Genomic DNA, 26862 nt, shown 5'->3' on the forward strand with positions numbered 1-26862 from the left:
GTTTTTGTCGTTCCTGCACCCGCGCCAGTCTTTCTCCCGAGGAGTGCAGTCGTGTCCGAGATCCGCCTTGCCGCCGAGTCCCGCACCGAGTTCGGCAAGGGTGCCGCCCGTCGCGCCCGCCGCGCCGGCTTCGTCCCCGGTGTCGTCTACGGCCACGGCCACGCGCCGGTCCACCTGAACCTGCCCGGCCACGACCTGATGATGGCCCTCAAGACCCCGAACGCCCTGCTGGTCGTGCCGATCGAGGGCAAGGACGAGTACGTCCTGCCGAAGGCCGTCCAGCGCGAGGCCATCAAGCGCAGCATCGAGCACGTCGACCTGCTCCTCGTGAAGCGCGGCGAGAAGGTCACCGTCGAGATCCCCGTGCACACCGAGGGTGAGCTGGCCCCCGGCGGCAACCTGATCGAGAACGTGCTGAACGCCCTCCCGATCGAGGCCGAGGCCACCCACCTGCCCGAGTCGGTCACCGTCTCCGTCGAGGGCCTGGAGGCCGGCGCCTCCATCACCGCCGGCGACATCGTCCTGCCGAAGGGCACGACCCTGGCCGTCGAGGCCGACGCCGTCGTGCTGCAGGTCATCGGCGCCCAGGCCCCCGAGGCCACCGAGGAGGAGGCCGCCGAGGGCGAGGCCGTCGAGGCCTGATCCCCGCCGGATCCCCGCTTCCGCCGCCCCGGCCGCTCCTGACCCCAGGAGCGGCCGGGGCGGCGGCGTTCCCGGGCTCCGACCGCCGCTCAGGAGTGCCCGGGCAGCCGCCGCAGCCGCACCTCCTGCGGCACCGGCTTCAGCGCCTCCCGGAGCGTCAGCCCGGAGACCCGCGGCAGCCGCCCCGCCAGCCAGTCGCAGACCTCCTCCGGGTGGTGCTTCGCGCCCTCGCGCAGCGACCAGCCCAGCGCCTTGCGCACGAAGAACCGCGGATCCGTCAGCAAGCCGTCCGCGAGCGCCCCGAAGCCGCCGAAGAAGGACGGGAACAGCTCCGGCGAGCGGAGCGCCGGAAGGTACCCCAGCACCCCGCCCCGGCGCACCCACAGCTCGTCCCGGCGGCTCCAGCGCAGCAGCACCTCCGCCGTCCCCGGGTGGCGCAGCAGCAGCGGACCGGCCGCCTTCGGTGCGATCACGTCCACGTGCGCCCAGGTGCCGCACTGCTCCAGCATCCGCTCCAGCAGCGCGAGATCGGCCGGCACCAGCAGCCGTTCGCGGGCCTCCAGCAGGAACCCGGCGCAGCTGCGCGACTCGTGGACCGGCTGCGCCCACAACTCCTCGACCAGCGCCAGCACCGCGTCCCGGTCCAGGCCCGGGTGGCGGCGGAGCAGCGCGCGCACCTCGCTGCGCATCGCCGGCACCGGCACCCCGAGGTGGTGCAGCGAACTCTTCAGGTACGCCTGCTCCTGCTCGGCGCGGCCGGGCACCACGGCGCCCCGCAGTCCGGCGGTCAGCTCGGCGGCCAGGGCGGCGGTCGGTGCGGTCACGGGCGGTCCTCCGGTCCGGCGGCGGTCGTCGTCACGACGGTACGCCGCCGCGGGCCGGCGCCGACGGCCGCGGCCGCCCCTGCCCCGGCCGGGCGCGGCGGCGCTGCGGATAATGGACCCGCAGGAACGAGGCGAGCGGAGATCGGTGATGAGCGCGGTGGCGGACGAGTACACGGGACCCTGGCTGGTCGTGGGCCTGGGGAACCCCGGCGAGGGCTACGCCCGCAACCGGCACAACATCGGCTTCATGGTGGTGGACCTGCTCGCGGAGCGGATCGGCGCGAAGTTCAAGACGCACAAGAGCCGCGCCCAGGTCGCCGAGGGCCGGCTCGCCGGCCGGCGCGTGGTGCTGGCCAAGCCGATGACCTTCATGAACCTCTCCGGCGGCCCCACCACGGCGCTGCGCGACTTCTACAAGGTCCCCAACACGGCGATCGTCGCCGTCCACGACGAACTGGACATCGACTACGCGGCGCTGCGGCTGAAGTGCGGCGGCGGCGACAACGGCCACAACGGGCTGAAGTCCATCACCAAGTCGCTCGGCGCCGACTACCACCGGGTGCGCTGCGGCATCGGCCGCCCGCCGGGCCGGATGGAGGTCGCGGACTTCGTGCTGAAGGACTTCTCCTCCACCGAGCGCAAGGAGCTCGACTGGTTCGTGGACCGGTCCGCGGACGCCGTGGAGGCGCTGCTCTCCGAGGGGCTGGAGCGGGCCCAGAGCACCTACAACTCCTGAGCCGGGCCCACCGGACGGCACCCCGCGGAGGGCTCCCGGGAGCGGGTCGTGAGGATTCGGTGCCGTACACAACGGTCCTGCAACGCTTGGCCGCTGGGACCTGAATCACGGTCAGTTCGATGCGTTCCATCGGATACGGTCTGTCCCGTACGAAGGGGTTGAGGGGTTCGATCTGGGGGTATGGAACGTGATTCGCTCCTACCGGGCGGCACGGATGGTAGGCGGCGCGGCAATCTGCCTGGCTGCCACCGGGATCGCCGCCCCGGCCGCGGCGGCCGCCGGCGCGACGGCGGGCCCGGAGCCGTCCCCCGAGCCCGCCGCGGCCCAGATGGTGCCGCCGGTCAGCGGCTCGGTCGGCGGCTCGGCCGGTCTCTACGCGGTGGCCGGCGGAATGGTCGTGGTCGCGGGCGGAGCCGCTACCTGGCTGCGCCGCCGCCGGGCCGACCGCGAGGCCTGACCGCCGCCGATCACAGGGCCGACCCCGCCGGGGTCGGCCCGCGGCGTTCCCGGGCCGGCGGCCACCGCCCCGCCGCCCGCACCGGAGGACACCGAGCCGCCCGACCTGACCTGCCCGGCCCGGCTGCGGAGCGGGGCGCCCGGCACCGCCCCGATCGGGGACAGCGGGCCGGACGAAACGGCCGAGCGGGCCTGGAGGTTCGCCCTGCGGGAGGACCGCTTCCACATCTCCGGGGTCTGCGTGGACCGCGGCGTCGGGCAGGTGCTGGTCTTCCGGGTGCCCGGCAGCGGCCTGGACGCCGGACTCTCGGCGGCGCTGCGGGCACCCTGCGCTTCCGCGACGCGTCCTACTCGCAGTTCGACCTGAACCGGGTGCTCACCGCGGTGGTGCGGGACACCGAGTACTGGCGGGACCGCGGGGTGGAGATCACCACCGGCGGCAAGCGGGTGGACGGCAGCGGGATCGTGCTCGTCACGCCGCAGGCGGACACCGCCCGGGCCGATCTCCTGGCGCGCTACCGGCCGTACGTCGTGCAGGTGGTGGACCAGCCGTCGGCGGCGACGGCGTGACGCGCCGAGGGGCGGCCCCGCGGTGTGCGGGACCGCCCCTCGGGCCGGACGGGTGCCGGATCAGCCGGTGTTGCGCAGGCCGGCGGCGATGCCGTTGACGGTCAGCAGCAGGGCGCGGGCCCGCAGCGGGTCCTCGCTCAGCCCCTTGGCGGCCTCGTCGCGCTGCCGGCGCAGCAGCGCCACCTGCAGGTACGAGATCGGGTCGAGGTAGGCGTCGCGGACGGCGAAGGTCTGCTTCAGCACCGGGTTGTGGTCGAGCAGTTCGGTCTCGCCGGTGAGCCGGAGCACCTCGCGCAGGGTGCGCTCGTGCTCGGCGGTGATCTGGTCGAAGACGTGGTGCAGGTCGGCGGGGACCAGCTGCTCGACGTAGTGGCGGGCGATCCGCAGGTCGGTCTTGGCCAGCGTCATGGCGACGTTGGACAGGAAGTTGCGGAAGAAGTGCCACTGGCCGTGCATCTCGTCCAGCACGTCGCCGAGGCCGGCCTCGCGGGCGGCGGCCAGGCCCGCGCCGACGCCGTACCAGCCGGGGACGATCTGCCGGGACTGCGTCCAGCCGAACACCCACGGGATGGCCCGCAGGCCGTCCAGGCCGGCGCCGGAGTCGGGGCGGCGGGACGGGCGGGAGCCCAGGTGCAGCGAGGCGAGCTGGTCGACCGGGGTGGCGGCGAAGAAGTACTTCGGCAGGTCCTCCTGCTCGACCAGGGCCCGGTAGGCGGTGTGCGCGGCCTCCGACACCTGGTCCATCGCGGCGTCCCAGCGGGCCAGCTCCTCCGGCGCCTGGCGCGGCGCGGTGTGCAGCGCGGAGGCGGCGAGCGTCGCGGAGACGGTGAGTTCGAGGTTCTCCCGGGCCAGCGACGGCAGCAGGTACTTGTCGGAGATGACCTCGCCCTGCTCGGTCACCTTGATCTCGCCCTCCAGGGTGCCCCACGGCTGGGCGAGGATCGCCTCGTGCGAGGGGCCGCCGCCGCGGCCGACGGTGCCGCCGCGGCCGTGGAAGAGCCGCAGCCGGATGCCGTAGCGGTGCGCGACGTCGCGCAGCCGGCGCTGGGCGCGGTGGATCTCCCACTGCGAGGTGGTGATGCCGCCGAACTTGGAGGAGTCCGAGTAGCCGAGCATGACCTCCTGGACGTCGCCGCGCAGCGACACCAGCAGGCGGTACGACGGGTCGGAGAGCATCTCGTCGAGGATCCGGTCGGCCTGCTGCAGCTCGTCGGTGGTCTCCAGCAGCGGCACGATGCCGATCTTGGCGATGCCGGAGTGCAGGTCGATCAGTCCGGCCTCGCGGGCCAGCACCGCGGCGGCGAACACGTCGTCCGCGCCCTGGCACATCGAGATGATGTACGACTCGACGATCTCGTCGCCGAACCGCTCGAAGCCCTCCCGGATCGTGTTGAACACACCGAGGGTCTTGGCGCCGGCCGCGTCCAGCGGGGCCGGGACGGGGGCGAGCGGGCGGCGCGAACGCAGCTCCTTGGCGAGCAGCCGCTGCCGGTACTCGCGCGGCATGTCCGCGTAGCGCCAGGCCTCCTCGCCGAGCCGGTCGAAGAGCTGGCCGAGCGCGTGGTGGTGCGCCTCGGCGTGCTCGCGGACGTCCATGGTGGCGAGCTGCAGGCCGAACGCCTCGACGGTGCGGATCGCGCGGGCTAGCCGGCCGTCGGCGATCAGCCCGCCGCGGTGGGCGCGCAGCGAGTCCTGGATCAGGCGCAGGTCGGCGACCAGCTCGCGGGTGCCGACGTAGTCGCGGCCCTCGACGTGCGGGGTGCCCGCGGCCAGCCGGTCGCGGGTGTTCTCCAGCTTGAGGCGGACGCAGGTGGCCTTGAGCCGGTAGGGCTCCTCGGCGTTCATCCGCTTGTACCGGGGGCTGAGCTCCGGCAGCGCCTTGAGGTCGGCGTCCAGCGAGGCGAGGAGCTCCTCGCTCGCCCCGGCCAGCCGGACCGAGGTGGAGAGCGAGTTGCGCAGGTCGTCGACGGTGGCGAGGGCGTCCTTGATGCCGTACTCGTGCTGCAGGTTGAGGACGTCCCAGGTGACCTGCGGGGTCACGTTGGGGTTGCCGTCGCGGTCGCCGCCGATCCAGGTGCCGAAGGTCAGCGGCCGGACCCCGTCGGGCAGCGTCAGGCCGACCCGGCCGAGCTCCTCGTGCAGCTCCTCCAGGACGGCGGGGACGGCCTCGCGGTACAGCTCGTCCAGGTAGTAGACCGCGTTGCGGGCCTCGTCCGTCGGCTCCGGGCGGGCGATCCGCAGCTCGTCGGTCTGCCAGAGCAGGTCGATGACCTCGGCGAGCCGGCGGTCGGCCTGGCGCTTGGCCGAGGAGTGCCGGACGGGGTCGGCCTCGGACAGCCCCGAGGCGACGTGCTCGCGGTGGATGCGCTCCAGCAGCTCGCCGATCCGGCGCAGCTTGTTGAGGACGCTGCGGCGGGCGGCCTCGGTCGGGTGCGCGGTGAAGACCGGCCGGACGGCCAGGTGGGCCAGGGTGTCCTGGAGGTGCTTCGGGTCGGCCTCGGCGAGCTGGTCCGCGGTCTGCGCGAGCAGCGAGCCCTCGCGGGCCCGGCGGGTGGCGAACTCGCGGCCGCGGTGCACCTGCTCGGTGACGTTGGCGAGGTGGAAATAGGTGGAGAAGGCGCGGACGAGCTTGCCTGCGGTCTCCAGGTCGATCCCGGCGAGCAGCTCGGCGGTGGCCTCGCCGTCGGTGCGGCTGAGCAGGCGGACCTGCTCCACCAGGCCGAGCAGCTCGGGGCCCTCCTGCCGGACCAGCGTCTCGCCGAGCAGGTCGCCGAGTCGTCGGATGTCCGCGCGCAGGGCGGCGTTGTCGGCGTCGGGGCCGGCGGTCGCGGACGGGGTGTCCGACGAGGCGGGGACCGGAGCGGTCACGGCTGTCTCCCTGTGGTGGTGGGGGGTTCGGCAACGGCTCTCATCACCTTTGTAACGGTGACGCGTGCGGACCGCGCTGTCCGACCCGAACAGCATAGGTGGCACCGGGTGCCGCGTCCGAGATTGGCCGGATGGCGGACAGGGTGCCGCTCGCGCCGGGTCCCGCAGAACTCGCTGGGGAGGGCCCGAGGGGCGGCCTTACGCTGTCCCCCATGAGCAAGTCGCCGGAGGGGGGCGGGCCGGTCCACACCCTGGGGTGGTGGCCCCGGCGCCGCAGCGCACTGCTGGACGTGGGGCTGGCCGGACTGGCCGGACTGGAGTGCGCCGCGGGGGCGTACGGCATGGTGGGGGACCGGCTGCACCTCGGTGCGCCGGCCGCGGTCGTGTCGGCGGTGCTGGGGGCACTGGCCGGGGCGACCCTGGTGGTGCGGCGGCGCTGGCCGGCCGTACCCGTCCTGGTCGGGCTGGTCTTCGTCCCCGGCCTGTTCGGCATGGTGCTGCTGGTCGTCTCGCTCTACACACTGGCCGCCACCTGGGAGTGGCCCTCGCGCCGCCGCCGGGTCGTCGCGCTCTCCGCGATCGCCCTCGCCGAGACCTTCGGCATGGCCCTCGTCTACATGCTCGCCCCCACCCAGGTGCCCGCCGAGGAGACCCCGCCGACCTGGGTGTTCGTCCTGCTGGCCGCCCTGGTGTCGGTCGGCCTGACGGTGCCGCCGGTCGTCACCGGCCTCTACGTCGGCGCCCGCCGCCGGCTCGTCGAGTCGCTCACCGACCGCGCGCTCGGCCTGGAGGCCGAACTCGACCTGCTCGCCGAACAGGCCAGCGAACGGGCCCGGCGCGCCCGGCTGGAGGAGCGCACCCGGATCGCCCGCGAGATGCACGACGTGGTCGCGCACCGGGTCAGCCTCATGGTGGTGCACGCCGGCGCCCTGGAGCGGATCATCACCAAGGACCCGGAGAAGGCGCAGGCCAGCGCGAAGCTCATGGGCGAGGTCGGCCGGCAGGCGCTGGACGAACTGCGGGAGATCCTCGGCGTGCTGCGGATGGCCGAGCCGGCCGCGGCCGCCGCCGAGAGCACGGGCGGCCTCACCGAGGTCCCCGGGCTCGTCGAGCAGTCCCGGGCGGCCGGGATGGCGGTCTCGCTCACCGTCAGCGGCGAACGCCGCCCGTACCGCGGGGACGCCGAGCAGACCGCCTACCGGGTCGTCCAGGAGGGCCTCACCAACGCCCACAAGCACGCCGGCGGGGCCCGGGTGTCCGTGCTGCTGGCCTTCGTGCCGAACGGGGTGCGGGTGGCCGTGGTCAACGACTGCCCCGGCGGCGCCGAGCCCGTCCGCCTCCCGAGCGGCGGGAACGGGCTGGTCGGCATGCGCGAGCGGGTCGTCTCCCTCGGCGGCAGCTTCGACGCCGGCCCGGAGCCGGACGGGGGATTCCGCGTCGAGGCGGTGCTGCCCTCCCGGCTGGCGGTGCCCTCGGAGCGGCTGGCCTAGACGTCGGCTCAGGGGGCACTCAGCAGACGATCGGCGGATTTCGGGCCGACCAGCGGGGCGAAGAGGCGGACGACCGGCGGGAGGGCGAGGGCCACCGCGAGGGTCAGGGCGAACGCCCCGAACAGGGGCAGGGCCGTCCAGGCGTGGCGCAGCAGCCGTGCGTGGTAGACGCCGGAGGCCTGGACGAGCTTCAGCGGCAGCCCGTGCAGCAGGTAGACGTGCAGCGAGGCCGCGCCCAGGACCGTCCAGCGGGTCCGGCCCTCCGGCAGCAGGGCGAGGAACGCCGCGCCGGCGACCAGCGACAGCAGGCCGAGCGCGGCCCTGACGGCGAGCCACACCGGGTACCCGACGTGCAGCTGGGCCGCGGTACCCGTGTACTCCACCCAGCCGGGGTCGAGCAGCTCCGGGGCGGCGGCCCACAGCACCGCCAGGACCGAGGCCAGGACCGCCGGGGCCCAGCGCCGGACGGCCGGCCGCCGCAGCAGCGCGAGGTGGTGCGGGCGCAGCACCAGGCCGAGCACGAACCACGGCAGGAAGGCGAGGGTGCGGCTGAGCGCGAGTTCCTCCGGCAGCGCCCGGGCGGCTCCCGAGGCGGCGGCGACCAGCACGGCCACCGCGAGCGGGTGCCGCAGCGCCGTCCACAGCGGCACGGTCAGCCGCCAGACGAACAGCGAGAGCAGGAACCAGGTCAGCCAGCGCGGCTCCAGCAGCGAGAAGGGCGCGAACCGGCCCTCCAGTGCCATCCCGACCAGGTTGTAGAGCACCTGGAAGACCAGGTAGGGCACGGCGACACCGGTCACCAGGCGGCGGCCGTCCACCGCCGGCCGGCCCGGCCGGGGCCGGGCGAACCAGCCGCACAGCGTCACGAACACCGGCATCGCGAAGGCCGCGACGGTGAGCACCGTGGCGGCGATCGTCCGGTCGGCGCCGACCAGCGGCATCCAGGTGTGCGCGCACACCACCAGCGCGACCGCCGCGAACTTGGCGTTGTCGAACAGCGGTTGCCGTTCCGGGCCATGAGCCGATTCGGTGGCGGTGGCGGTGGCGGTGGCGGTGGCGGTGGCGTCGGGGGCGGGGGGTTCGGTGCGGGCCGCGGCGGCGGGGGCGCTCATCGCGATTCCTCCCGGTCTTCTCCTCGGAATTGCCACACAGTGTGGACCCGGGACGGGCGGGACGGGAGGGGTTCGGGCGAAAGCGGTGCGCCCGCACACGAAGGGCGCGCGGATGGGGTGCACCGGCCGACGGTCCGTCAGCCGGTGCGGGGGGAGCGGTGGGTGCGGACCGTCAGGCGCGCAGCCGCTCCGGGGCGAGTCCCATGACCAGGGTGGCGAGCGCCTGGTCGACGGTGGCGCCGAGGTACCACTCGCCGGCGTGGTCCAGGCTGAAGACCCGGCCGAGTTCGTCGATCGCGAGCAGCGCCTGGCCGAACCGCTCCTCGCCGAGCGGGGCGAGGCGGGTGCCGAGCGCGCGGCCGAGGTCGGCCAGGGTGCGCGGCTGGTGCAGGCCGCAGCGCGGGTCGAGCAGGAAGGGGGTGCGGGCCAGCGCCCGTCCGGCCCCGTCCAGGTCGAAGGCCAGCCCGCCGAACTCGGCCCAGGCCTCGACGGCGGCGGGGAAGACGGCGTGCGGGGTGTCCAGGGGCCCGCCGTGCACGGCGAGCACGTCCGCCCAGGCCTCGGCCTGGCGGATCTCCCAGCGTCCGGGGTGCCAGCCGGCCTGCTTGAGGGCGGCAGCCACGTCGGCCGGGAAGCGCGGTTGGGTTCGTACGGCGGTCGCGTTCAGGGTCTGCTCCGTGGTTCGGGGACAGGGACGGCGCGCGTCAGCGGGTGGTGGGCCCGACGGCGACGCTCGCGACGTTCAGGTGGTCCAGCAGAGCCGCGCAGGAGCGGCACGGCGGCGCGTGCGTGCCGTGCGCCGGGTCCCCCTCCTCGCGGATGCGGACGGTGGTCAGCCGCGCGCCCCTGAGCGCCTTGCGGGCGTCGTGCAGGCCGAGCGGCTTCCGTGAGGCGCGCTTGGAACGAGCCCCGTCGACCGTGGTGAGGTACTGGGAGAGCAGCACCGCCTCCGGGCAGCGGCCGGTGAACCGCTCGCGGTGCTCGATCGGAAGGCCGGCGAGGAAGTCCCCGACCAGCGGGTGCAGCAACGGTGCGAGGTCGGACTTGTCGCCGGCCAGGGTCTGCACCTCGCCGCCCTTCAGCGAGAGCGCCGCCGCGACCGCGGGCAGGACGCTGTCCCGCAGGTGGAGCAGCCGCGGGACGGCCGGGGCCGCCGGCTGCGCGGCGCTGCCGGGCTCCCGGTCGGCCGTCGGGCTCGCTGACATGGTTCTCCTCGATCGCGTTCCGCGCGGGTCTCCGGCCCGGCGCCCGGGATGCTGACGGACGGTGGACGCCGACCCGCTCCCTCATTGTGGGCCTCAAGACTGTCAAACCCTTCGCAGCGCCGCGGACCCGGGGTGTACGGAGCGTTGCGAACGCCGTCACGGCGCGCCGCGGGTTTGCGGATTCGGCCTCCGGGGGCGTACGGCGGCCGGTACCGTTCCAGCGGCGGGGCCACCTGGGCAGCACCGTGGGGCGCCGTCGGCCGCAGGGCCGGCGGTGGTGATCCGATCAGGGCGGCCGCACGGACGCGGGGTGCTCCGGGGCAGTGACGCTCCGGCACCGGACAAGGGGGGTCTTGTCGATGTCGATGCAGCACGGTCCGGGGCACGCGCCGGCGCAGGAGGCGCACGAGGCGCCCGGCGAGCACGTCCCCACGCCGGGTGCGGCCGGGTCCGCGCCCGGACGCCGGATCGGGCTCGCGGTGGTCGGCGCCGGGTACTGGGGACCCAACCTCGTCCGCAACGCCCAACAGACGGCCGCCCTGCGGCTGCACTGGCTGTGCGACCTCGACGAGGAACGCTCCCGCCGGGTGCTCGGCGAGTACAGCACCGTCCGCACCACCACCTCCTTCGACGAAGTCCTCGCCGACGACCGGGTCGAGGCCGTCGCCGTCGCCACCCCTGCCGCCGCCCACTACAAGCTGGTGCGCGCCGCCCTGGAGTCCGGCCGCCACGTGCTCGTCGAGAAGCCCATCACCACCACCGCCGACGAGGCCGCCGAATTGTGCGAACTCGCTGAAGAACGCGGACTGGTACTGATGTGCGACCACACCTTCTGCTACACGCCGGTGGTCCGCCGGATCCGCGAGCTGGTGCACGGCGGCGAGATCGGCGACGTCCAGTTCTTCGACTCGGTGCGGATCAACCTCGGCCTCGTCCAGCCCGACGTCGACGTGCTGTGGGACCTCGCCCCGCACGACCTGTCGATCCTCGACTTCGTGCTGCCGCCCGGCGTCGAACCGGTCGGCGTCAGCGCCCAGGCCGCCGACCCGATCGGGGCCGGCCGCGCCTGCGTCGCCTACCTCACCGTCCGGCTCAGCAACGGCGCGCTCGCCCACTGCCACGTCAACTGGCTCTCACCGACGAAGGTCCGCACCACCCTGATCGGCGGGTCCCGGCGCACCCTTGTCTGGGACGACCTCAACCCGCAGGCCAGGCTGGCGATCCACGACCGCGGGGTCGACCTCACCCCGCCCGACGAACTCACCGACGCCATCCGGCACCGCGCCATGATCTCGTACCGGGTCGGCGACATGGTCGCGCCCGCCCTGGTCGAGCAGGAGGCGCTGCGCAACGTGATGGGCGAGTTCGCCGCCGCGGTCACCGAGGGCCGGGCCCCGCTCACCGACGGCCGCTCCGGCCTGCGGGTGCTGCGCCTGCTGCACGCCGCCTCGCGCAGCCTCGAACTCGGCGGCGCCACCGTGCCCGTCGACCCGGGCGCAGACCCGGACACCGCCGCCGCGCTGCCCCACCCCGTCCTGCCCCACCCCGTTCTGCCCCACCCCGTTCTGCCGAGCACCGCACAGGAGAGGGCCGCCGCCCGATGAACGCAGTCCCCGTCCCCGGCTCCCGTTGCCTGGTCACCGGCGGCGCCGGCACCATCGGTTCCACCGTCGTCGACCAGCTGATCGAGGCCGGTGCCCGCGAGGTCGTCGTGCTCGACAACTTCGTCCGCGGCCGCACGGAGAACCTCGCCCGCGCCCGGGAGCTCGCCGCCCCCGGCCAACTGCGGGTCGTCGACGGCGACATCCGCGACCGCGCACTGCTGCGCGAACTCCTCGGCGACGACACCGACCTGCTCTTCCATCTCGCCGCGATCCGGATCACCCAGTGCGCCGCCGAACCCCGGCTCGCCCTGGAGATCATGGTCGACGGCACCTTCGACGTCATCGAGGCCGCCGCCGAGAAGGGCGTCCGCAAGCTGATCGCCTCGTCCACGGCCTCCGTCTACGGCCTCGCCGACACCTTCCCGACGCCGGAGACCCAGCACCCCTACAACAACGACACCTTCTACGGCGCCGCCAAGGCGTTCAACGAGGGCATGCTGCGCAGCTTCCACGCGATGACCGGCCTGGACTACGTCGCGCTGCGCTACTTCAACGTGTACGGGCCCCGGATGGACGTCCACGGCAAGTACACCGAGGTGTTCATCCGCTGGATGGAGCGGATCGCCTCCGGCGAGCCCCCGCTGATCTTCGGCGACGGCACCCAGACCATGGACTTCGTCTACACCGAGGACATCGCCCGGGCGAACCTGCTCGCCGCCGCGGCCCCCGTCACCGACCGGGTCTACAACATCGCCTCCGCGAGCGAGGTCTCGCTGCGCGGCCTCGCCGACGCGCTGCTCGCCGCCATGGACCGCAGCGACCTCGACGTCGAGCACGGCCCGGCCCGCGGCACCGCGGGCGGCGTGGTCCGCCGGCTCGCCGACATCTCCGCCGCCGAACGCGACCTCGGCTGGAAGCCCGACCTCGGCCTCGACGACGGCCTGCGCCGGCTCGTCGCCTGGTGGCGCGCGCAGTGACCGCGACCGACCCGCGAGCAGTTCGGAGCACCCCCGTGTCCAGTACTCCGGTGGCGGGCATCCCCGTCATGGTGCCGTGGCTCGGCGAGGAGGAGGCCGAGGCCGCCGCCGAGGCCGTCCGCTCCGGCTGGGTCGCCCAGGGCCCGCGGGTCGCCGCCTTCGAACGGGCCTTCGCCGAGCACCTCGGGGTGCCGCACGCGGTCGCCGTCTCCTCCTGCACCACCGCGCTGCACCTCGCCATGATCGGTGCCGGGGTCGGCCCCGGCGACGAGGTGGTGGTGCCCTCGCTGTCCTTCGTCGCCACCGCCAACGCCGTCACCTACGTCGGTGCCGTCCCCGTCTTCGCGGACGTCGACCCGGCCACCGGCAACCTCACCCCCGACACGGTCGCCGCCGTGCTCACCGACCGCACCAGGGCCGTGATCGCCGTCGACCAGGGCGGCGTCCCGGTCGACCTCGACACGATCCGGGCCCTGGTCGAACCCCGCGGCGCCACCGTCGTCGAGGACGCCGCCTGCGGGGCCGGCTCCGTGTACCGCGGCCGCCCGGCCGGCGCCGCCGCCCAGATCGCCGCCTACTCCTTCCACCCGCGCAAGCTCCTCACCACCGGCGAGGGCGGCATGGTGACCTGCCACGACGCCGACCTCGCCGCCCGGCTGCGCCGGCTGCGCGAGCACGGGATGAGCGTCTCCGCCGCCGACCGGCACGGCGCGGCGGGCGGCGCCGCCGTCGTCGAGACCTACGACGAGATCGGCTTCAACCACCGGATGACCGACATCCAGGCCGCCGTCGGCCTGGTCCAGCTCGGCAAGCTGCCCGCCATGGTCGCCCGGCGGCGCGAACTCGCCGAGCGCTACCGCGGCCTGCTCGGCCCGCTCGCCGAACGGCTGGTCACCGACCCCGCCCACGGCACCGGCAACTACCAGGCCTGCTGGCTGCTGCTGCCGGACACCGCCCCCGACCGCACCGAGGTGCTGGCCCGGCTCGCCGCCGCCGGCGTCTCCGCCCGGCGCGGCATCATGGCCGCCCACCTGGAGGCCCCCTACAAGGGCACCGCGCGGGTGCCGCTGCCCGCCACCGAGCTGATCACCCACCGCTCGCTGATCCTGCCGCTGTTCCACACCCTCACCGAGGAGCAGCAGGACCGCGTCGTCGCGGCCCTCCGGGAGGCCGTCGGGTGACCTCGGTCAGGCACCTCGGGCACGCCGGCTTCGCGGTCGAGCACGCCGGCCTGCGGCTGCTGATCGACCCGTGGTTCCACCCCGCGTTCCTGGACGCCTGGTTCCCGTACCCCGACAACCGGCCGCTGCTGCCCGAGGTGGTGGCCGGCCGCTGGGACTACCTCTACGTCTCGCACACCCACGAGGACCACCTCGACGAGCGGCTGCTCGACCGGCTGCCCCGGGACACCACCGTCCTGGTGCCCCGCTACCGGACCCGGTCGCTGCAGCGCCGGCTCGCCGCGCTCGGCTTCACCCGGCAGGTGCCGCTCGGCCACCGGGAGACCCACCGGCTCGGCCCGGACGCCACCGCCACCATGCTGCTGGACACCAGCCACAAGGAGGACAGCGGCCTGCTGCTCGACCTCGGCGGCACGCGCTTCCTCGACCTCAACGACTGCAACCCGCCGCTGTCCGACCTGCCCGGCGGTGTCGACCTGCTGGCCGCCCAGTACTCCGGCGCCATGTGGTACCCCAACGCCTACGACTACCCGCCCGCGCGGATGGCCGCCAAGACCGCCGCCGTCCGCGCCGACCTGATGGACAGCCTGGTCCGCAAGGTCCGGCTCACCGGCGCCCGCCGCTACCTGCCCTCGGCCGGCCCGGCCTGCTTCCTCGACCCGGAGCTCGACCGGTTCAACGACCGCGAAAGGACGATCTTCGCGCACTGGGAGGACGTCGCCGCGGACTTCGCCGCCGCCTGCCCCGGGGTCGAGGTCGTCCGGACGGCCCCCGGCGACACCGTCGACGTGCGACCCGGGCCCGCCGGCCGCGCGGCGCCGCCGGCCCCGCCCGGCCGGTGGCTCACCGACCCGGCCGGCTACCTCGCCGACTACCGCGAGCGCCGCCGCGAGGAGTGGCAGGCGTACCACCGCGGCGAGCCCGCGCCGCCCACCGCGGAGGAGGTCGATGCGCACTTCGACCGGCTCCGCCGGCTCAACCGGCCGCTGCTCGCCGACTACCGCGGCCGGCTCGCCCTGGAGGCCGGCGGCGAGGCCTGGCGGATCGCCCTCGGCGACCTCGCCGCCCGGGTCGAGCTGGAGGACGACCCGGTCGACCCGGCCTACACCATCCGCGTCCCGCCGCGCGTCCTGCGGGCCGTCCTCGACGGCCGGGCCGGCTGGGAGGAGGCGCTGCTCTCGATGCGGCTCGCGCTGCACCGCGACCCGGACGTCTTCGACCTCACCCTGCTCTCGCTGCTGCGCTACGGCCACCAGCCGGCCCAGACCCGCCGGCTGGTGCGCGAGCGGGCCGCCTCCGACGAGACCGTCCAGCGCGACGGGCTGCGGATGCAGCGCTGGTGCCCGCACGCCGGCGAGGACCTCGGCCACGCCGTGATCGCCGACGGCGTCGTCGAGTGCCCCCGCCACCACTGGCGGTGGGACGCCCGGACGGGCGCCTGCCTCTCCGGCGGCAGCCTGCCGCTGCGCGTCGAACCCGCGCCCGCCGAGCCCGCGCCCGCCGAGCCCGCGCCCGCCGAGCCCGCGCCCGCCGAGCCCGCGCCCGCCGAGCCCGCACCCGGCCACGGAGCCGCACCCGGCCGCGGAGCCGCACCCGTTCCCGTGCCCGCACTGTCCACCGAACCCGCCGAGGGGCGTATCCCATGACCGACATCCCGCTCGTCGACCTGCACGCCGCCCACGCCGAGGTCGCCGAGGAGGTGCGCGCGGGCTTCGACGCCGTGCTGGCGAGCGGCGCCTACATCAAGGGCCCCGACGTGGCCGCCTTCGAGGCCGAGTACGCCGCCTTCTCCGGGGTGCGGCACGCCGTCGGCACGGCCAACGGCACCGACGCCCTCGAACTCGCCCTGCGCGCCCTCGACCTGCCGCCCGGCTCCGGCGCCGTCCTGCCGGCCAACACCTTCGTCGCCACCGCCGAGGCCGTCGTCCGGGCCGGGCTGCGGCCCGTCCTGGTCGACGTCGACCCCGAGCACCTGCTGATCGACCCGGCGGCCGCCGCCGACGCCCTGCCCGGTGCCGCGGTGCTGCTGCCCGTCCACCTCAACGGCCAGCTCGCGCCCATGGCGCCGCTGCTGGAGATCGCCGGGGACCGGCCGGTGGTCGAGGACGGTGCGCAGTCCCAGGGCGCCCGGCAGGACGGCCGGGTCTCCGGCTCCTGGGGCCGGATCGCCGCGACCAGCTTCTACCCCGGCAAGAACCTCGGCGCCTACGGCGACGCCGGTGCGGTAGTCACCGACGACGAGGGCCTCGCCGCCGCCGTGCGGCTGATCGGCGACCACGGCTCCGGCCGCAAGTACGTGCACGAGCGGTTCGGCTTCAACTCGCGGATGGACACCCTGCAGGCGGTCGTGCTCCGCGCCAAGCTGCGCCGGCTGCCCGCCTGGAACGAGGCCCGCCGGGCCGCCGCCGCGCGGTACGACGCGCTGCTCGCCGGCGTCGAGGGCATCACCCCGCCGCGCACCCTGCCGGGCAACGAGCACGTCTGGCACCTGTACGCCGTCCGGGTGGCGCGCGGCCGCGACACCGTCCTCGCCGACCTGCAGGCGGCCGGGATCGGCGCCGGGGTGCACTACCCGGTGCCCGTCCACCTGCAGCCCGCCTTCCGCGGCCTCGGCCACGCCGAGGGGGCCTTCCCGGTGGCCGAGCGGGCCGCCGCCGAACTGCTCACCCTGCCGCTGTTCCCGCAGATCACCGAGGACCAGCAGAGCCGGGTGGCGGAGGTGCTGGCGAAGGCGGTGCGCCGCTGACGCGGTGCCGCCCGGAACGGGAGTGATGCCCCTGGTCTCCAGGGGTGTCCCTTCCCCTACGCTGGTGCCCGCAACAGTGCAGAGCCAGTGGGGGAGCCCTGATGACGACAGGTCGGCCCGGCGCCGCCGCCGCGCCCAACTCGGCGTACGCGGGCCAGGTGGTGCAGTTCCCGGACCCGATCCGGGCCGAGAAGCACCCGGCCGGTGTCCGCGTGGACGAGTACGGCTTCCCGGACTTCGGGCCGTACGCGGCCGCGGCCGCCGAGGTGGCCGATCCGCCGGAGGGCTTCGGCGTGGACGAGCTCCGGCTCACCGACTACGTGTCCGCCAACGCCGCGCTGTTCACCCAGGGCCACGGGCTGTGGGCCGACCTGGAGACCGCCGTCGCCACCCCGCCCGGCTGGACCTGGCACCACGCGGTCGGCGGGGCCGCCCCCGGCTGGCGCCGGATGGAGCTCGTTCCGGTCGAGGTCAAGGCGCTGCTGCGGCACCACGGCGGCCTCGCCCGCTCCTCCGCCGACCACGCCCGCCGCGGCACCCGCCCGCTCCAGGAGCACCGGCCGGTGCACTTCCCGCTGGCCATGGACGGCGGCGACCCGGTGGCCGTCCCCGAGGACCTGGTGCAGCGCGCCGAGCAGCGGCTCGGGCACCCGCTGCCCGACGCCTACCGCAACTTCCTGAAGGTCGCCGGCGGCCGCGCCCCGGCCGGCGTCGCCCTGGACGCCGACTACGGAGTCCTCCTCGACCAGCCGTTCCTGACGCTGAGCGAGGAGTACGGCGTGCACGACCTGGTGTACGCCAACAAGTGCCTGCGTGACCACCTCACCAAGGACTACCTGGGCATCGCCTACGTCCAGGGCGGTCTGCTCGCGCTCAAGGTGCGCGGCGAGCGGACGGGGTCGGTCTGGTTCTGCCCGTACGACGACGCGCGCGACGGCGGCGGCGCGGAACCGCCGGAGGAACGGGTGGCGCGGCTGCTGCTGCCCTGCGGGGAGAGCTTCGACGCGTTCCTGCTCCGGCTGGCGGGCAGTCCGCCGGAGCTGGAGACGGTCGCGGAGCTGATGGTGGACGGCGGGTTCGCCCGGGCCGTCCCGGTGAACTGAGCAACGGAGGGGTGAGCCGGGCGTGGTGACGTACGCGCAGGCGCAGGAGATCGCCGAGGACTGGATCAACGCCGGCGTGCCGCGATCCCGGCAGCGCGAGGTACGGGTGCGGGAGTTCGACCTGGGCTTCGTCTGCTGGGCGGTGGAGGGATCCGAGGGCGCGCCCTCGGAGGGCGGCGAGGTGCGGCTGGTGATCGCCCGGGACAGCGGGGCGAGCACCCTCTGGCCGCCGCTGCCGGTCAACGAGGTGGTCCGCCGCTTCGAGGAGGCGTACGGCGGCCGGGCGGAGCCCAATCCGGCCGGCGCCGCCCGTCCGGTGCCCGGCGCGGTCGAGGCGACCTCCTTCCTGCTCAGCCCGCCGCAGTGGCTGCAGGAGGCCGGTGCGGCCGCGATCGCAGCCGAGAACGCCCGGCTGGGCGCCCCTGGCGACACGGCGCGCGCCGCGGCGGAGCGTGCCGCGGCGCAGCCCGCGCCGGCGGCCCCGGCCGTGCAGACCATGCCGCCCGTCTCGGACCGGCCGGCCGGCGACGCGCCGACCATGCTGGCCCCGCCCTCGGACCTGGACGCCCTGCGGGAGCGGTCCGCCGGGGCGGTGCCGTCCGGCTCGGAGGGCCTGACGGTGCCGATGCCCGTCCCGCCGCCCGGCTCGGAGGGGCTCACTGTGCCCATGCCGGCCACCGCTGCGCCGGCCGCCACCGTAGCGATGCCCGAGGGCTTCGGGTTCGACGCGCCGCCCGCCGCGAACCCGGCGCCGCCGACCGCGCCGCCGCCGTTCCCCGGCCCGGGCACGCCGTCGGCCGGCACCCCGGTGCCGCCGGTCGCGGTCGAGTACGCCCCGACCATGCTCGCCACCCCGGACCAGGTGCCCCCGCCGCCGCCCGGCCCGGGTGCGTCCGGCCCCGGCGTGGAGTACGCGCCGACCATGCTCGCCACCGACGGCCCGCCCGGACTGATGGGCCTGCCCGGGGCCCCCGGCACCCCGCCGGCCGGTGTCCAGCTCGGCCGCTCCGGCCCGTCCGTCCCGCCGCCGCCCCCGCCGGGCGAGCTGCGCGGGGCTGCCGGCCCGTCCGCCGCGGGCGCCGGGCGTTCCGCGCCCTCGGCCCCGCCGCCGCCCCCGCCGGGCGAGCTGCGCGGGGGAGCCGGCCCGTCCGCCGCGGGCGCCGGGCGCTCGGCGCCGTCCGCCCCGCCGCCGCCGGCCCCGGCCTCGCTTGCCCAGGGCGGCCCCGCCGCCCAGGCCGCGCCGGCCGCTCCGGACGCCGCCGGGGTGGCGCACGCCGCGACCCAGCTGGCGCACGCGATCGATCTGCCCGGCGGACCCGGCGCGTCCGGACCCGGTGCGCCCGGCCCGGCGATGCCTCCGCCGCCGGCCGGCGTGGCGGCCGTGCCGGGCCCGCCGCCGCCCGGCTACGGCTACCCCGGCGCCGGTCCGGTGGGCGCCCCGCCGGCCGTGCCCGCGCCGCCCGCCCCGGCGCCGCAGGCCGCTCCGGTGGCGCCGCCCGCCGCCGGGGTGCCGACCATCGGCCCCGGCACCCAGGCCGTGATCAGCTACCGCCGTCCGGACGGCTCCGAGCAGTCGCTGGTGATGGCCAGCGAGCCCGGCACCCCGCACCCGGAGTGGAAGGCGCTGCAGGAGATGCGCCGCCTCGGCGTGCCGCCGGACCAGGTGCTGGAGTTCCACACCGAGCTGGAGCTGTGCGACCTGCCGGGCGGCTACTGCGCCCGGATGGTGAAGTCCTCCTGGCCGAACGTGCGGATCACCCACACCGTCCCGTACGGCCGCGACCGGCAGGCCCGGCAGGCCGGCATGGCGATGCTGCTGGACCACCTGGACCAGTTGCACCAGCTGGCCGCGGCCCCGCAGCGGCCCCGGCCGGTGCAGGCGCCGCTGCCGCCGCCCGGCAGCGTCCCGCAGCTGCCGCCGATCCCCCCGCAGCAGCTCGCGGGGGAGCTCGGGCAGGCCTTCGGCGGGGCGGTGTTCCGCTTCGAGCAGCGGGCCGTCTCCCGGCAGGGCGTACCCGAGGCGGTCGCCCAGACGCTGATGTGGGCCGGCCTGCCCCGGGAGTTCGCGCCGTTCTTCTGGGCCCAGGCCCAGGAGGGCCGGCCGATCCCGACGCTGGCCGAGCTGGCCGCCGAGCGCGGCCGCCCGGCCGGCCCGGACTTCGGCGGCTACCTGGTGCTCGGCAACGACTACGGCCGGCAGCTGTGCGTCCAGTACGGTACCGCCGCGGTGGTGGCCGTCGATCTGGAGGGAACCGGCGAGCCGCCGCGCTTCGTCAACACCGGCGTGCCGGAGTTCGTCCGCAGCCTCGCCGTCCTCGGTCGGATGTGGCGGCTCCGGTACGGTCTGACACCCGAGCAGGCCGGTCGCTGGACGACCGACCTGCAGGCCCAGCTGCTGGCGGTCGACCCGGCGGCGCTGCACACCCCCGAGGGCTGGTGGGCGGTGCTCCTGGAGCAGCTCTGGGACGGCCTGATGTAGCGGCCGGGGGCGGGCCGTACGGTCCCGCCCCCCGGCCTCGTCTTGTTGGGCTTTCGGCCGTATCTGCGCAAAATAGGTCAAGTGGGCGCCCCGTGGGACGCCCGCGAACAGATGCACACCCACAGCACAAGGGGAAGAGCCGATGAGCGACGCCGTCTCCCAGCACGGCTTCACGGTGGCCCGCCGCGGCTATGCCATGGAGCAGGTCGACGCGACCCTCCGGGCGCTGACCGCCGACCGCGACGAGGCCTGGGAGCGGCTCAGCGTGCTCGGGGCCGGTCTGCGGGAGATGGAGAAGCGGCTCGGCGAGATCCTCCAGGCGAAGGAGGACGCGCCCGAACCCGACTACGGCCGGCTCAGCGCCCAGGCCGGCGCCCTCATGCTGATCGCCGAGAACGAGGCCGCGGCCGTCCGGGACAACGCGGCCCGCGACGCCGAGCAGGCGAAGGAGGACGCCGAGCAGGCCGGCCGGGCCGCCGCCCGTTCGGCCGAGGGGCACTCCGCGACCGTCCGCGGCGAGGCCGAGCAGGCTGCCCGGGCCACCGAGGACCGCAACCGCGCCGAGGCGGAGGCGATCGTCGACCAGGCCGAGCAGGACGCCCGGACGACCCACGACACGGCCACCGCCGACGCCGCCCGCACCCGGGTGGCCGCCGCGGAGGCCGAGGAGCGCGCCGAGGCCAAGCTGGCCGAGCTGCGGCGCCGCTCCGACGAGATGTTCGCCGAGGCGGAGGCCCGGGCCGACGCCGAGGAGGCCAAGATCACCTCCGGGGCGGAGCGCCGCCTGCGGGAGGCCGAGCAGCACCGCGAGGACATCCTCGCGGAGATCCGCGCCATCGAGGGCGCCGCCCAGAAGCGGGCCGAGGACGTGCTCTCCGCCGCCCGGCGCAAGGCCGACAACATCCGGTCCAACAGCGAGCAGGACCAGTCCGACTTCGCCGGCCGGCACGCCGAGATGCAGGAGCGCCTCGACACGGTCAAGAAGACGCTCGCCGAGCTGACCGGCGCCGCCCTGGGCAGCATCGAGCCCGGCAGCCGCCCCGCCGCCCTGGAGGCCGCGGCCAAGGAGGCGAACGAGCCGGAGATGACCCTCGACCTGCTGATGAAGAAGCCGTCGCCGGCCGAGACCGCCGAGGAGGCCCCCGCCCCGGCTGCCCCGGCTGCCCCGACCGCCGCCCCGACCGTCGAGGCCGCGGCCCCGGCGGAGGACGTGGCGGAGCAGTCCGGGGCCGAGGAGTCCGACGCCGAGCCGAAGATCGTCCCGAAGATCGTCATCGTGGACGACGGCATCGACCACGACACCCGTCCCAACCGGGTCACCCGCCGCGGCTGAGCGGCCGCCCGGGGCTCAGAGCACCTCGACCGCGGCACCCGTCAGCCGGCGACGGCAGTCCAGCACGTACCGGGCGTGCTCGGTGATGCCCGGGTAGTCGAACTCGTCGTGGTCGGCCAGCAGCACCACGGCGTCGGCGGCGGCCAGCTCCTCGGGGGTGGCCTCGACCCGGCGGACGGTGGCCAGCGGGTCGCCCTCGTGGTCGGGCGAGGCCGTCCGCTGCCCGGGGACGGCGGGCTCGGCGACGTGGACGCCGGCCACCACGTGCGGGTCGGCGGCCCGGACCTCGGCGCCCATCCTGGTCAGCAGTTCGACCACCCGGGCGGCCGGGGTCTCCCGGGCGTCGCCGGTGTTCTTCTTGTAGGCCAGGCCCAGGACGAGCACCCGCGAGCCGTTCACCGAGCGGCGGCGCTCGTTGAGCGCCTCGGTGAGCCGCTGCACCACGTAGTCCGGCATGTGGCTGTTGACGTCGTTGGCCAGCTCCACGAAGCGGAAGGACCGCCCGAGGGTCCGCTCCACCCGCCAGGACAGGTACGAGGGGTCGATCGGCAGGCAGTGCCCGCCGACGCCGGGCCCCGGGGTGAACCGCAGGTACCCGAAGGGCTTGGTGGAGGCCGCGTCGATCGCCTCCCACACGTCGATGCCGAGGTCGTGGGCGAACATCGCCAGCTCGTTGACCAGGGCGATGTTCACGTGCCGGAAGGTGTTCTCCAGCAGCTTCGTCAGCTCGGCCTCCTTGCAGGAGGAGACCGGGACGGTCCGCTCCACCAGCTGCCCGTAGAAGGCGTCGACCGTGGCCAGCCCCTCCGGCGTGGTGCCGGAGACGACCTTGGGGGTGTTCTCCAGCCGCCACTGCGGGTTGCCCGGGTCGATCCGCTCGGGGGAGTAGCCGAGGTGGAAGTCGGCGCCGGCGCGCAGCCCCGAGCCCTCCTCCAGCAGCGGGGCGAGCAGCTCCTCGGTGGTGCCCGGGTAGGTGGTGGACTCCAGCACGACCGTCGCGCCGGGCCGCAGGTGGCGGGAGAGCAGCTGCGCGGAGGCCTCGATGTACGAGAGGTCGGGGGCGCCGTCGCGCAGCGGGGTGGGCACCGTGATCACCGCGAGGTCGAAGCCCGCCACGTCCGAGGGGTCGGCCGAGGGCAGGTAGGCGCCGGAGTCCAGCAGCGGCTGCAGCCGCGCACCGGGGATGTCCTCGACGTAGGACTCGCCGACCGCCAGCCGCTTGATCCGCCGCTCGTCGACGTCGTACCCGACCACCGTGTGCCCCACCTCGGCGGCCCGGACGGCGAGCGGCAGCCCGACGTACCCCTGCCCAGCGATGACCACGCGCATGACGAAGTACCCCCTCATCGCGGCGGTGCGCACACCCCCTGCGGGGCGGGCCCACACCTTCTTCACACGAGGGTACGGAGAGCGCGGCCGTGCGCGGGCGGCTTCGGGCAAACGCGTGCGACGGGCCCGCGACGGGGCCCGCACCACCGGCAAGGGCGGCACCCGGGACGGGAAAGGGCACCGGAAAGGGCGAGGCCCGGGCGGCCCCCGCAGGGGCGGCCCGGGCCTCCACAACTGCCGGCCGCCCCCACCCAGGGCCGTCCGGCCTTCGCACTCCCGACCCCCATCGGGCTGCGACGGCGCCGCTGCAGCCATCCCCCACGGTTGGGTGCGGCGGGCACGTGAACCATCCTGCGCGGCGTCCATGGACGGGCAGTGACAGGAGTATGTCGAGTTCTTGACGTTCTGCCCTGCTGTGTGCCGCGCACCCCGCCCGGTGCGCGGGGTGTCCGGGGGCCGCGCGGCGTAGGCTGGACACCCCCGGGGCGTTCCGCGTTCCGGGCCGTTCGCGTTGCCCGGCCGACCGCTCGGCGCCGGGCCCTCCAGCCGTGGAGCCAAACAAGCATGAGCCTGTCCGGACTGCTCGATGTCGTCGTACGGGACGCCGCCCTCGCCGAGGCGATCGAAGCGGCGGCCACGGGCCACAGGCAGCACCTCGACCTCGTCGGCCCGCCGGCGGCGCGGCCCTTCGCCGTCGCCGCACTGGCCCGCTCGCTGGCCGCGAAGGCCGGCGAGAGCGGCCGCCCGGTGCTGGCCGTCACCGCCACCGGCCGGGAGGCCGAGGACCTCGCGGCGAGCCTGCGCTCGCTGCTGCCCGCGGACGCCGTCGCCGAGTTCCCGGCCTGGGAGACCCTGCCGCACGAGCGGCTCTCGCCGCGCTCGGACACCGTCGGCCGCCGGCTCGCCGTGCTGCGCCGGATCGTCCACCCGCGTGCCGACGACGCGGCCGCGGGGCCGGTGCAGGTGATCGTGGCGCCCGTCCGCTCGGTGCTGCAGCCGCAGGTGAAGGGGCTGGCCGAGCTGGAGCCGGTGGCGCTGCAGCGCGGCGAGCAGCACGACCTGGGTGCGGTCGCGCACCGGCTCGCCGCGGCCGCCTACGCCCGGGTGGAACTGGTCGAGAAGCGCGGCGAGTTCGCCGTCCGCGGCGGCATCCTGGACGTCTTCCCGCCGACCGAGGAGCACCCGCTGCGGGTGGAGTTCTGGGGCGACGACGTCGAGGAGATCCGCTACTTCAAGGTGGCCGACCAGCGCTCGCTGGAGATCGCCGAGCACGGACTGTGGGCGCCGCCCTGCCGCGAGCTGCTGCTGACCGACGAGGTGCGGGCGCGCGCCGCCGAGCTGGCCGTGCGGCAGCCGGGGCTGGCGGAGATCCTGGACAAGATCGCCGAGGGCATCGCCGTCGAGGGCATGGAGTCGCTCGCGCCCGTCCTGGTGGACGACATGGAGCTGCTGCTCGACGTGCTGCCGAAGGGCTCGATCGCGGTGGTCTGCGACCCGGAGCGGGTCCGAACCCGGGCGGCCGACCTGGTCGCCACCAGCCACGAGTTCCTGCAGGCGTCCTGGGTGGCCGCGGCCGCCGGCGGCGACCGGCCGATCGACGTCGAGGAGATCGACGTCTCGGCGGCCTCGCTGTGGTCGCTGGCGGACGTCCGCGAGCACGCCGCGGAGATCGGACTGCCCTGGTGGTCCGTCAGCCCGTTCGCCACCAGCGACTCGACGGTCAGCGGCATCCTCGAATTCGACGCCGACACCCTGACGCTCGGGATGCACGCGGTGGAGGCGTACCGCGGCGACACCGCCCGGGCCATCGCCGACGCCAAGGAGCGGCTGAACGCCGACTGGCGGGTCGTCATGGTGACGGAGGGCCACGGCCCGGCCTCCCGGCTCGCCGAGGTGCTCTCCGGCGAGGGCATCCCGGCCCGGCTGGTCGCGGACCTCGCCGAGGCGCCGACCCGGGACGTCGTGTACGTCTCCTGCGGCTCGATCGAGCACGGCTTCGTCGACGAGGCGCTGAAGCTGACCGTCGTCACCGAGACCGACCTCTCCGGTCAGCGCTCCTCCACCAAGGACATGCGCCGGATGCCGTCCCGGCGCCGCAACGCCATCGACCCGCTCGCGCTGACCGCCGGCGACTACGTGGTGCACGAGCAGCACGGCGTCGGCCGGTACGTGGAGATGGTGCAGCGCACCGTGCAGGGCGCCACCCGCGAGTACCTGGTGCTGGAGTACGCGCCGGCCAAGCGCGGCCACCCCGGCGACCGGCTGTTCGTGCCGTCCGACCAGCTCGACCAGGTCACCAAGTACGTCGGCGGCGAGGCACCGACCCTGCACCGGCTCGGCGGCGCCGACTGGGCGAAGACCAAGCAGCGCGCCAAGAAGGCGGTCAAGGAGATCGCCGCCGACCTGATCAAGCTGTACTCCGCCCGGATGGCGGCCCCCGGCCACGCCTTCGGCCCGGACACCCCGTGGCAGCGCGAGCTGGAGGACGCCTTCCCGTACGCGGAGACCCCGGACCAGCTGACCACCATCGGCGAGGTCAAGACGGACATGGAGAAGTCCGTCCCGATGGACCGGCTGATCTGCGGCGACGTCGGCTACGGCAAGACCGAGATCGCGGTGCGCGCGGCCTTCAAGGCGGTGCAGGACGGCAAGCAGGTGGCGGTGCTGGTGCCGACCACGCTGCTCGTCCAGCAGCACTTCTCGACCTTCGCCGAGCGTTACGCCAACTTCCCGGTGAACGTGCGGGCGCTCTCCCGCTTCCAGACCGACAGCGAGGCGAAGGCCGTCCTGGAGGGCCTCTTCGAGGGCTCGGTGGACGTGGTCATCGGCACCCACCGGCTCTTCTCGTCGGAGACCCGCTTCAAGGACCTCGGCCTGGTCATCGTCGACGAGGAGCAGCGCTTCGGCGTCGAGCACAAGGAGCAGCTGAAGAAGCTGCGGGCCAACGTCGACGTGCTGACCATGTCGGCGACGCCGATCCCGCGCACCCTGGAGATGGCCGTCACCGGCATCCGCGAGATGTCCACCATCACCACCCCGCCGGAGGAGCGGCACCCGGTGCTGACCTTCGTCGGCCCGTACGACGAGAAGCAGATCGCCGCCGCCGTCCGCCGCGAACTCCTGCGCGAGGGCCAGGTGTTCTACATCCACAACCGGGTCGAGTCGATCGACAGGGCGGCCGCCCGGCTGAAGGAGCTCGTCCCCGAGGCGCGGGTCGCCACCGCGCACGGACAGATGGGCGAGACCCAGCTGGAGAAGGTCGTCGTCGACTTCTGGGAGAAGGAGTTCGACGTCCTGGTGTCGACGACGATCGTCGAGTCCGGCATCGACATCTCCAACGCCAACACCCTGATCGTCGAGCGCGGCGACACCTTCGGCCTCTCCCAGCTGCACCAGCTGCGCGGCCGCGTCGGCCGCGGCCGCGAGCGCGGCTACGCCTACATGCTGTACCCGCCGGAGAAGCCGCTCACCGAGACCGCGCACGAGCGCCTCGCCACGATCGCCCAGCACACCGAGATGGGCGCCGGCATGTACGTCGCCATGAAGGACCTGGAGATCCGCGGCGCCGGCAACCTGCTCGGCGGCGAGCAGTCCGGCCACATCGCGGGCGTCGGCTTCGACCTCTACATGCGGATGGTCGGCGAGGCGGTGGCGGAGTTCCGGGAGTCGCTGGAGAGCGGCGGTGCCGTGCCGGAGGAGGAGCCGCTGGAGGTCAAGATCGAGCTGCCGGTCGACGCCCACGTGCCGCACGACTACGCGCCGGGCGAGCGGCTGCGGCTGCAGGCGTACCGCTCGATCGCGGCGGTCGACTCGGAGGAGGACATCGTCCACGTCCGGGAGGAGCTCACCGACCGCTACGGCAAGCTGCCGGAGCCGGTGGAGAACCTGCTGATGGTGGCCGGCCTGCGGCTGTACGCCCGGCGGTGCGGCGTCGCCGACATCACCCTGCAGGGCAACTTCGTCCGCTTCGGCCCGGTGGAGCTGCGGGAGTCGCAGCAGCTGCGGCTGAACCGGCTCTACCCGCGCACCCAGGTGAAGACCGCCACCTCGCACCTGCTGGTGCCCCGCCCGGTGAGCGGCGGCCGGATCGGCGGCAAGCCGCTGCTCGGCCGCGAACTCCTCGCCTGGAGCACGGAGTTCCTCACCACCATGTTCGACGACCTGGCGGGCGCCAAGCGCTGACGCCCCGCCGCGGACGGACCGGCCG

At 75.0% G+C, this 26862-nt stretch carries 20 protein-coding genes; 14 read left to right on the forward strand and 6 right to left on the reverse strand.

The features are described 5' to 3' along the window. The first annotated feature begins 51 nt into the window (after positions 1-51). Positions 52-642, forward strand: coding sequence for a 50S ribosomal protein L25/general stress protein Ctc (locus IE98_RS0120080; protein ID WP_030270770.1), 591 nt, complete (start codon positions 52-54; stop codon positions 640-642). An 89-nt stretch (positions 643-731) separates the two neighbouring features. Here the strand turns inward: IE98_RS0120080 and IE98_RS0120085 are convergent, their stop codons facing one another. After that, positions 732-1466, reverse strand: coding sequence for a DNA alkylation repair protein (locus IE98_RS0120085; protein WP_043174639.1), 735 nt, complete (start codon positions 1464-1466; stop codon positions 732-734). 148 nt (positions 1467-1614) lie between these two features. Here IE98_RS0120085 and pth point away from each other — a divergent pair, with 148 nt between their 5' ends. The 3 genes from pth to IE98_RS0120100 all read left to right on the forward strand — a co-directional run bounded on the left by pth (position 1615) and on the right by IE98_RS0120100 (position 3228). After that, positions 1615-2202, forward strand: coding sequence for an aminoacyl-tRNA hydrolase (gene pth / locus IE98_RS0120090; protein WP_030270772.1), 588 nt, complete (start codon positions 1615-1617; stop codon positions 2200-2202). 187 nt (positions 2203-2389) lie between these two features. Further along, the gene (locus tag IE98_RS0120095) at positions 2390-2659 is read left to right on the forward strand and encodes a hypothetical protein (protein ID WP_159400985.1); all 270 of its coding nucleotides are present in this window, start codon (positions 2390-2392) and stop codon (positions 2657-2659) included. 371 nt (positions 2660-3030) lie between these two features. After that, positions 3031-3228, forward strand: coding sequence for a hypothetical protein (locus IE98_RS0120100; RefSeq protein WP_030270775.1), 198 nt, complete (start codon positions 3031-3033; stop codon positions 3226-3228). A 60-nt stretch (positions 3229-3288) separates the two neighbouring features. Here the strand turns inward: IE98_RS0120100 and ppc are convergent, their stop codons facing one another. Next, positions 3289-6096 (reverse strand): phosphoenolpyruvate carboxylase, encoded by a 2808-nt coding sequence (ppc, locus tag IE98_RS0120105; protein WP_030270776.1) that lies wholly within the window; start codon positions 6094-6096, stop codon positions 3289-3291. A gap of 212 nt (positions 6097-6308) precedes the next feature. Between ppc and IE98_RS0120110 the strand changes: the two genes are divergently transcribed. Then, entirely contained in the window at positions 6309-7586 is a 1278-nt protein-coding gene (locus IE98_RS0120110) for a sensor histidine kinase (protein ID WP_052390722.1), read from the forward strand. A gap of 8 nt (positions 7587-7594) precedes the next feature. Here the strand turns inward: IE98_RS0120110 and IE98_RS50140 are convergent, their stop codons facing one another. The 3 genes from IE98_RS50140 to IE98_RS0120125 form a co-directional block, all read right to left on the reverse strand. Next, on the reverse strand, positions 7595-8698 hold the full coding sequence (locus IE98_RS50140; RefSeq protein WP_063748971.1) for an acyltransferase family protein: 1104 nt from the start codon (positions 8696-8698) through the stop codon (positions 7595-7597). A gap of 172 nt (positions 8699-8870) precedes the next feature. After that, the gene (locus IE98_RS0120120) at positions 8871-9365 is read right to left on the reverse strand and encodes an SUKH-3 domain-containing protein (RefSeq protein WP_030270781.1); all 495 of its coding nucleotides are present in this window, start codon (positions 9363-9365) and stop codon (positions 8871-8873) included. Positions 9366-9402: 37 nt separating this feature from the next. Next, on the reverse strand, positions 9403-9903 hold the full coding sequence (locus IE98_RS0120125; protein WP_030270783.1) for a YwqJ-related putative deaminase: 501 nt from the start codon (positions 9901-9903) through the stop codon (positions 9403-9405). Between the two features lie 359 nt (positions 9904-10262). Here IE98_RS0120125 and IE98_RS0120130 point away from each other — a divergent pair, with 359 nt between their 5' ends. The 8 genes from IE98_RS0120130 to IE98_RS0120165 all read left to right on the forward strand — a co-directional run bounded on the left by IE98_RS0120130 (position 10263) and on the right by IE98_RS0120165 (position 21326). Continuing rightward, positions 10263-11507, forward strand: coding sequence for a Gfo/Idh/MocA family protein (locus IE98_RS0120130; protein WP_234443604.1), 1245 nt, complete (start codon positions 10263-10265; stop codon positions 11505-11507). Continuing rightward, positions 11504-12484: an NAD-dependent epimerase/dehydratase family protein gene (locus tag IE98_RS0120135; RefSeq protein WP_030270788.1), complete on the forward strand. Its 981-nt coding sequence runs from the start codon at positions 11504-11506 to the stop codon at positions 12482-12484. The genes IE98_RS0120130 and IE98_RS0120135 overlap by 4 nt, the downstream gene beginning before the upstream one ends. 35 nt (positions 12485-12519) lie before the next feature. Next, the gene (locus tag IE98_RS0120140) at positions 12520-13665 is read left to right on the forward strand and encodes a DegT/DnrJ/EryC1/StrS family aminotransferase (RefSeq protein WP_030270791.1); all 1146 of its coding nucleotides are present in this window, start codon (positions 12520-12522) and stop codon (positions 13663-13665) included. Beyond that, positions 13662-15311, forward strand: a complete 1650-nt coding sequence (locus tag IE98_RS0120145; RefSeq protein WP_063748972.1) for an MBL fold metallo-hydrolase — start codon at positions 13662-13664, stop codon at positions 15309-15311. The genes IE98_RS0120140 and IE98_RS0120145 overlap by 4 nt, the downstream gene beginning before the upstream one ends. After that, positions 15308-16411, forward strand: coding sequence for a DegT/DnrJ/EryC1/StrS family aminotransferase (locus IE98_RS0120150; protein ID WP_030270795.1), 1104 nt, complete (start codon positions 15308-15310; stop codon positions 16409-16411). The genes IE98_RS0120145 and IE98_RS0120150 overlap by 4 nt, the downstream gene beginning before the upstream one ends. Before the next feature lie 101 nt (positions 16412-16512). Then, a complete protein-coding gene (locus IE98_RS0120155) occupies positions 16513-17514 on the forward strand; it encodes an SMI1/KNR4 family protein (protein WP_030270796.1) in 1002 nt (333 codons plus the stop codon). 22 nt (positions 17515-17536) lie between these two features. Beyond that, positions 17537-19993 (forward strand): SUKH-4 family immunity protein, encoded by a 2457-nt coding sequence (locus tag IE98_RS0120160; RefSeq protein WP_030270797.1) that lies wholly within the window; start codon positions 17537-17539, stop codon positions 19991-19993. Positions 19994-20135: 142 nt separating this feature from the next. Then, complete coding sequence (locus tag IE98_RS0120165) at positions 20136-21326, forward strand: hypothetical protein (protein ID WP_030270798.1); 1191 nt, start codon at positions 20136-20138, stop codon at positions 21324-21326. A 15-nt stretch (positions 21327-21341) separates the two neighbouring features. On the opposite strand, the gene IE98_RS0120170 is transcribed toward IE98_RS0120165, so the two are convergent. Beyond that, a complete protein-coding gene (locus tag IE98_RS0120170) occupies positions 21342-22655 on the reverse strand; it encodes a nucleotide sugar dehydrogenase (protein WP_030270800.1) in 1314 nt (437 codons plus the stop codon). A 564-nt stretch (positions 22656-23219) separates the two neighbouring features. On the opposite strand from IE98_RS0120170, the gene mfd reads away from it, so the two are divergent. Continuing rightward, on the forward strand, positions 23220-26837 hold the full coding sequence (gene mfd, locus IE98_RS0120175; RefSeq protein WP_030270802.1) for a transcription-repair coupling factor: 3618 nt from the start codon (positions 23220-23222) through the stop codon (positions 26835-26837). Positions 26838-26862: the final 25 nt, after the last annotated feature.

This window comes from Streptomyces sp. NRRL B-24484 (genome assembly GCF_000717715.1).
In the GTDB taxonomy this organism is placed as follows: Bacteria; Actinomycetota; Actinomycetes; order Streptomycetales; family Streptomycetaceae; genus Kitasatospora.

Bases quoted from the DNA above. Each gene is read 5' to 3' on its own strand.
- IE98_RS0120165 (WP_030270798.1), top strand. From the start codon at position 20,136: ATGAGCGACGCCGTCTCCCAGCACGGCTTCACGGTGGCCCGCCGCGGC.
- IE98_RS50140 (WP_063748971.1), bottom strand. From the start codon at position 8,698: ATGAGCGCCCCCGCCGCCGCGGCCCGCACCGAACCCCCCGCCCCCGAC.
- IE98_RS0120125 (WP_030270783.1), bottom strand. From the start codon at position 9,903: ATGTCAGCGAGCCCGACGGCCGACCGGGAGCCCGGCAGCGCCGCGCAG.
- IE98_RS0120155 (WP_030270796.1), top strand. From the start codon at position 16,513: ATGACGACAGGTCGGCCCGGCGCCGCCGCCGCGCCCAACTCGGCGTAC.
- mfd (WP_030270802.1), top strand. From the start codon at position 23,220: ATGAGCCTGTCCGGACTGCTCGATGTCGTCGTACGGGACGCCGCCCTC.
- IE98_RS0120150 (WP_030270795.1), top strand. From the start codon at position 15,308: ATGACCGACATCCCGCTCGTCGACCTGCACGCCGCCCACGCCGAGGTC.
- pth (WP_030270772.1), top strand. From the start codon at position 1,615: ATGAGCGCGGTGGCGGACGAGTACACGGGACCCTGGCTGGTCGTGGGC.
- IE98_RS0120170 (WP_030270800.1), bottom strand. From the start codon at position 22,655: ATGCGCGTGGTCATCGCTGGGCAGGGGTACGTCGGGCTGCCGCTCGCC.
- IE98_RS0120130 (WP_234443604.1), top strand. From the start codon at position 10,263: ATGTCGATGCAGCACGGTCCGGGGCACGCGCCGGCGCAGGAGGCGCAC.
- IE98_RS0120110 (WP_052390722.1), top strand. From the start codon at position 6,309: ATGAGCAAGTCGCCGGAGGGGGGCGGGCCGGTCCACACCCTGGGGTGG.
- IE98_RS0120135 (WP_030270788.1), top strand. From the start codon at position 11,504: ATGAACGCAGTCCCCGTCCCCGGCTCCCGTTGCCTGGTCACCGGCGGC.